This is a genomic window from Bifidobacterium sp. UBA744 (genome assembly GCA_002298605.1).
Lineage (GTDB): Bacteria > Actinomycetota > Actinomycetes > Actinomycetales > Bifidobacteriaceae > Bifidobacterium.
The window spans coordinates 14524-19657 of sequence record DBKS01000051.1 but is presented as its reverse complement, the minus strand read 5'-3'; the positions used below and the strand labels follow the sequence as shown (position 1 = coordinate 19657).

4 protein-coding genes and 1 pseudogene are annotated in these 5134 nt (G+C 61.8%); 1 reads left to right on the top strand and 4 read right to left on the bottom strand.

The annotated features are described in order from the left end of the window. The 4 genes and pseudogenes from B2994_RS05280 to B2994_RS05265 all read right to left on the bottom strand — a co-directional run. Positions 1-289: pseudogene (locus B2994_RS05280) on the bottom strand (L-arabinose isomerase); the annotation flags it as partial. A gap of 69 nt (positions 290-358) precedes the next feature. Next, positions 359-1051 carry an L-ribulose-5-phosphate 4-epimerase gene (locus B2994_RS05275; protein ID WP_291527327.1) on the bottom strand — a complete coding sequence of 231 codons (693 nt, stop codon included), beginning with the start codon at positions 1049-1051 and terminating at the stop codon, positions 359-361. 31 nt (positions 1052-1082) lie between these two features. Then, positions 1083-2720 carry a xylulokinase gene (locus B2994_RS05270; RefSeq protein ID WP_414630644.1) on the bottom strand — a complete coding sequence of 546 codons (1638 nt, stop codon included), beginning with the start codon at positions 2718-2720 and terminating at the stop codon, positions 1083-1085. A 70-nt stretch (positions 2721-2790) separates the two neighbouring features. Further along, positions 2791-4173, bottom strand: a complete 1383-nt coding sequence (locus tag B2994_RS05265; RefSeq protein ID WP_291527326.1) for a sugar porter family MFS transporter — start codon at positions 4171-4173, stop codon at positions 2791-2793. Between the two features lie 515 nt (positions 4174-4688). Between B2994_RS05265 and rplS the strand changes: the two genes are divergently transcribed. Then, positions 4689-5060 (top strand): 50S ribosomal protein L19, encoded by a 372-nt coding sequence (gene rplS / locus B2994_RS05260; RefSeq protein WP_291527325.1) that lies wholly within the window; start codon positions 4689-4691, stop codon positions 5058-5060. Positions 5061-5134 lie beyond the last annotated feature (74 nt).

Sequence of the window (5134 nt, the reverse complement as noted above, 5' to 3'; positions counted from 1 at the left end):
CGAGGCCGCGGATCCACATCTTGGCCGGGGAGAAGGTGTGGCACCAGGTGATCACACCGATGACGTTCGGGTTGGCGGAGGCCTCGACCATGAACTGCTTGACGCCGTCGGAGGACTTCAGCGTGGGCTTGAGGACCAGTTTCGCCGGGATCTTGCCGGTGGCGTTCAGGTAGTCGACCATTTCGGCGGACTGCTGGGCAACCTGGCGAAGAGCTTCCTCGCCGTACAGGTCCTGCGAACCGACGCCGAACCAGATTTCCTTGCCCTCAAAGGGGTTTTCCATTGCCATGATGGCTCCTTCTGTTACTTCGTTGTGATGGATTACGTTGTTTGGGCGAGTGCCGAACACTCCGTCGAATCAGTGCTGTCCGTAGACGTTCTGGTAACGGTCGTTCAGCTTGTCGATGTCAGCCTGGTCGATCTCGATAATGTCGCCGAGCTGACGGGCGGCCCACATGGTGTGGGCGACCTCCTCGGTCATGGCGGCGGCCTTGACGGCGGCCTCGGCGTCCTTACCAATGGTGAAGGGGCCGTGGTTCTGCATCAGAACAGCCGGGGACTTCGGGTACTTCTTGAGGGTTTCGACAACACCCTTGCCGATGGCTTCGGAGCCGATGAGGCGGAAGGGACCAACCGGCACCGGGCCGCCGAACTCGTCACCCATCATGGTCAGGCCACAGGGGATGTTCTGGCCGGTGGCCGCCCAGGCGGTCGCGTAGGTGGAGTGCGTGTGCACCACGCCATACACGTCGGGCATGTTGCGGTAGATGTATGCGTGGGACGCGGTGTCGGAGGACGGCGCCTCGGCACCGTCGACCACGTTGCCGTCAAGGTCGCACACAACCATCGAGCTGGGGGTCAGGTACTCGTAACGCAGGCCGGAGGGCTTGATCACGAACAGGTCGGCAGTGTGCAGACGCTGGGAGACGTTGCCTGCGGTCCACACAACCAGATTCCACTTGATGAGCTGCTGGTGCAGGTTGGAGACGACCTCACGCACCTGCTTGACCTCGGCGCGCACTTCGGGGCCGTAATCAGCGAGAGTAGCCATATTGACGTTCCTTTCTTACCACTTCTGAAACTCAGTTTTCTTCCAACGGGATGGAATTGATCGCGGCACGCTCGATCTCAAGGCCGCGCTGGAACCGTCCGAAGAAGTCCTCGAAGCCCGCCACATCGGCCGGGTCGGGGTTCTCGGTAACCGACTTGGCATTGGCGAACACGCGACCGGACAGATAGTCGGCGAGGTTGGAATGATCGGCATTGGTGTGCCACAGGTAGTCGGCGAGCACAGCCATGCCCCAGGCGCCGCCTTCGGCGGCGGTGGCCATGACCTGAATCGGGGTGTTGAACGCCGCGGCGAGGATCTTCTGCGCAACCTTCGGGGTGGTGAAGATGCCACCATGACCAACCAGGGAGTCGATCTTGACGTTCTCCTCCTTGGTCATCACGTCCATGCCGATCTTCACCGGGGAGAACGCGCCGAAGAGCTGGGCGCGCATCAGGTTGGCGAGGTTGAAATGGGCCTCGGGGCCGCGGGCCAGCACCGGACGTCCTTCGGTGAGCCCGGCGAGGAACTCACCGGAGTGGAAGCAGTAGTTGACGATGCCGCCGGCGTTCTTATCGGCCTTGTCGCTCATGGCGGAGCGGAACAGGGTGCCGAACAGGGTGCCCGCGTCGAGCGGGTGGCCAATGGCCTCGGCGAATTCGCCGAACATGTTGACCCACTGGTTCAGATCGGTGGTGAAGTTGTTGGCGTGGCTCATACCGGCCAGATCACCGGCGGGGGTGGTGACCAGGTCGACTTCGGGGTGCAGGCGGGCCAGCTTGTGCTCGAGCACCACCATCGCGAAGATCGACGTGCCGGCGGACACGTTGCCGGTGCGCACGCGCACGGAGTTGGTGGCGACCATGCCGGTGCCGGCGTCGCCCTCAGGCGGTGCCATGACCACGCCGGGCTTCAGATAGCCGGCGGGATCGAGCAGCTTGGCGCCTTCGGCGGTCAGCTCGCCGGCCGGGGTTCCTGCGACCAGCGGGGTGGGCAGCAGATCCTCCACCTTCCACGGCTGGGCGGCGATTTCCGGCAGGGCGTCGAACTTGTCGATGAAATCGGTCTCATAGGTGCGGGTGGACGGGTCGATCGGAAACATGCCCGAGGCGTCGCCCACGCCCAGTACCTTCTTGCCGGTGAGCTTCCAGTGCACATAACCGGCCAGGGTGGTGAGGAACGCCACGCGGCCGACATGCTCCTCCTTGTTGAGTACCGCCTGGTAAAGGTGGGCGATGGACCAACGCTCCGGGATGTTGTACTGGAACAGATCCGACAGACGCAGATGGGCCTCATGCGTGTTGGTGTTCTGCCAGGTGCGGAACGGCACCAGCTGCTCGCCGTCCTTGTCGAAGGCGAGGTAGCCGTGCATCATCGCGGAGAAACCGATATGGCCGATGGTGGTGAGGCGTTCGCCGTATGCGTTGTACACGTCGTTCGCCATGCTGGCGTACGCGGTCTGCACACCCTTCCACACCTCCTCGAGGCTGTAGGTCCACAGACCATCCTCGAGGTGGCTGGCCCACTGGTAGTCACCTGCGGCGATGGTGCGGTACGTGTCGTCAATGAGCACCGCCTTGATGCGGGTCGAGCCGAACTCGATGCCCAGAGACGTGCGTCCACCGCGGATCTTTTCCGCGATTTCAAGCGGTGTCACTTCCATGTCGACCATATCGATTCCTTTCCGTTGCTATGTGATCGGTTATGTACTTAGCTGAATGCGAATCCTCGCGCGGCGGGGATCACTTGCTCCAGAGGGACTGGATCTCCTCAAGGGTCTTGCCCTTGGTTTCCGGAGCGAACTTGAAGATGAGGAACGCACCGAGGAAGTCCATGATCATCCAGAAGATGAAGGTTCCGGAGCCGCCCCAGCCCTCAAACATCATCGGGGTGAACTGACCGACGCAGAAGTTGATACCCCACAGCAACACGGTGCACAGACCGGAGGCGCGACCACGCATGTAGGTCGGGAAGAGCTCGGGGATCATCACCCAAGTGACCGGGCCGAGGCCGAAGGCGAAGCAGGCGATGAAGCCGCAGGCACCGGCGACGACGAGCCAGCCGATGTTGGCGGAGAATGCAATGACCATCACGAGGGCGAACACGCCCATGCCGGCGGCGGAGGAAACCAACAGCGGCTTGCGGCCGGCCCTGTCGATGAGCGCCATACCCACCACGGTGAAGATCAGCTCAACGAGACCGACGAGGGAGGAGCACAGGAACTCCACGTTCGGGATGTTGTCGCCCAGAGCGGCCTTGAACATGGTCGGACCGTAGTAGGAGATGGCGTTCTGACCGCCGACCTGGTTCCATGCGGCGAGCATCAGGCCGATGACGAAGGGGATGAGCAGCGGCTTCTTGAACAGGTCGGACAGCTTGCCGTTCTTGTCGCGCTCGATGGAGGCCTTGACCTCTTCGACCTCGCGGTGGGCTTCGTCGGCGCCGCCGATCTTTGCGAGGATCTTGAAACCTTCGTCTTCCTTGCCGGACTGGATCAGGAAGCGTGGGGATTCAGGAGAGAGGAACAGCGCGATGAAGAAGATCGCGGCGGGAAGGCATCCGATGCCCAGCATCCAACGCCAGCCGGCGTTCATGCCCCAGTTGAGATCGCCCATGCCGGCGATCCAGAAGTTGATGACGTTGGTCAGGAAGATGCCGAGGATGGTGAGCAGTTGGTAGGCGGAGCTCAGGGTGCCACGGTACTTGGCCGGGGCGCACTCGGTGATGTAGGTGATGGCCAGTGCGGAGGCGAGGCCGATGCCCAGACCGCCGACGATGCGGGCGGCGATCAGCGTCCACGGATCATAGGTGAACGCGGACCACAGGGCCGCGAAGAAGAAGCAGGCGGCTCCGATGAGCAGCACCTTGCGGCGGCCGATCTTGTCGGCGAGGAAGCCGGAGAAGCCCACACCGATGACGCCGCCGATCATGATGGAGGAGATTACGAGGCCCTGCATGCCGGAGGACAGACCGTAGGCCTGACGCAGGAATTCAATGGCACCGGAAATGGAAACGGTGTCGTAGCCATACAGAAGGCCGGCCATGCCCGCAGACAGCGCGAGGATGACCACATACTTCATTGAGCCCTGCTGCTTGGCAGGAGCGTTCTGAGTAGCTGTTGTCATTAACTTTCCCTTGATTGATTTCACCCTTTATGGCAGTGATCACCATATAGGCCTGCCGCAGCCCTGACGGTCACCGTCGACAATTTGAGCGATCATGTTCACATCGCCATAGCTTTTGTGATGTGAGCGTTCACACTCAACTGCTAGTCGAAATGTTATCGCTCACAGCGGCGCTCTGTCAAAAGAGCTATAAATCCGTGTTATAACGCGCATCCGTCGGCGTGTTGAGCGGATTGTGAGCGCATAACATTTTCCTCACATCGTCGCAAAAACCTCGAGGGACAAGCGACATCCGGCAGACACGCCGCAGGCGCACCGAAAGCAGTCCCTCGCCTCGGATATACTGGTGAGCTGCTGTGTCGATGCATGGAAGGCCGCATGATTCCGTGCGTCATCGGGTCCAGCCGGGCGGTCGCAAGACCCGTCTCCCGGCGGATTGACAGGCTTCCGCAAGGCAAACCAAGCGGAATACGGATAAGATCAGCGCTGACATGCGGCGGTGCGGAGGTTACCAAATGGCTAACATCATCGAGGCTTTTGACGCCAAGCATCTCAAGTCCGCCGAGGAAATCCCGGCCTTCCGTCCCGGCGACACCGTTGACGTGAACGTGAAGATCAAGGAAGGCAACAACTCCCGTATCCAGACCTTCACCGGCGTGGTGATCGCTCGTCACGGCGCGGGTGTGCGCGAGACCTTCGTGGTCCGCAAGATCAGCTTCGGCGTTGGCGTGGAGCGTCGCTTCCCGCTGCACTCCCCCGCCATCGACTCCATCAAACTCGTGCGTTCCGGCCGCGTCCGTCGCGCCAAGCTGTACTACCTGCGCTCCCTGCGCGGCAAGGCCGCTCGCATCGTCGAGCGCCGCGACAACTCCCAGGCTGCCGCCTGATCGCAGAGGATCGCGCGCCGACACGTGGCGTATGCCGGATCGTTCCGGCAGGTGCGAAACAGCCCGGATACCGT

Coding starts and splice junctions, on each gene's coding strand:
- rplS (WP_291527325.1), top strand. CDS start 4,689: ATGGCTAACATCATCGAGGCTTTTGACGCCAAGCATCTCAAGTCCGCC.
- B2994_RS05270 (WP_414630644.1), bottom strand. CDS start 2,720: ATGGTCGACATGGAAGTGACACCGCTTGAAATCGCGGAAAAGATCCGC.
- B2994_RS05275 (WP_291527327.1), bottom strand. CDS start 1,051: ATGGCTACTCTCGCTGATTACGGCCCCGAAGTGCGCGCCGAGGTCAAG.
- B2994_RS05265 (WP_291527326.1), bottom strand. CDS start 4,173: ATGACAACAGCTACTCAGAACGCTCCTGCCAAGCAGCAGGGCTCAATG.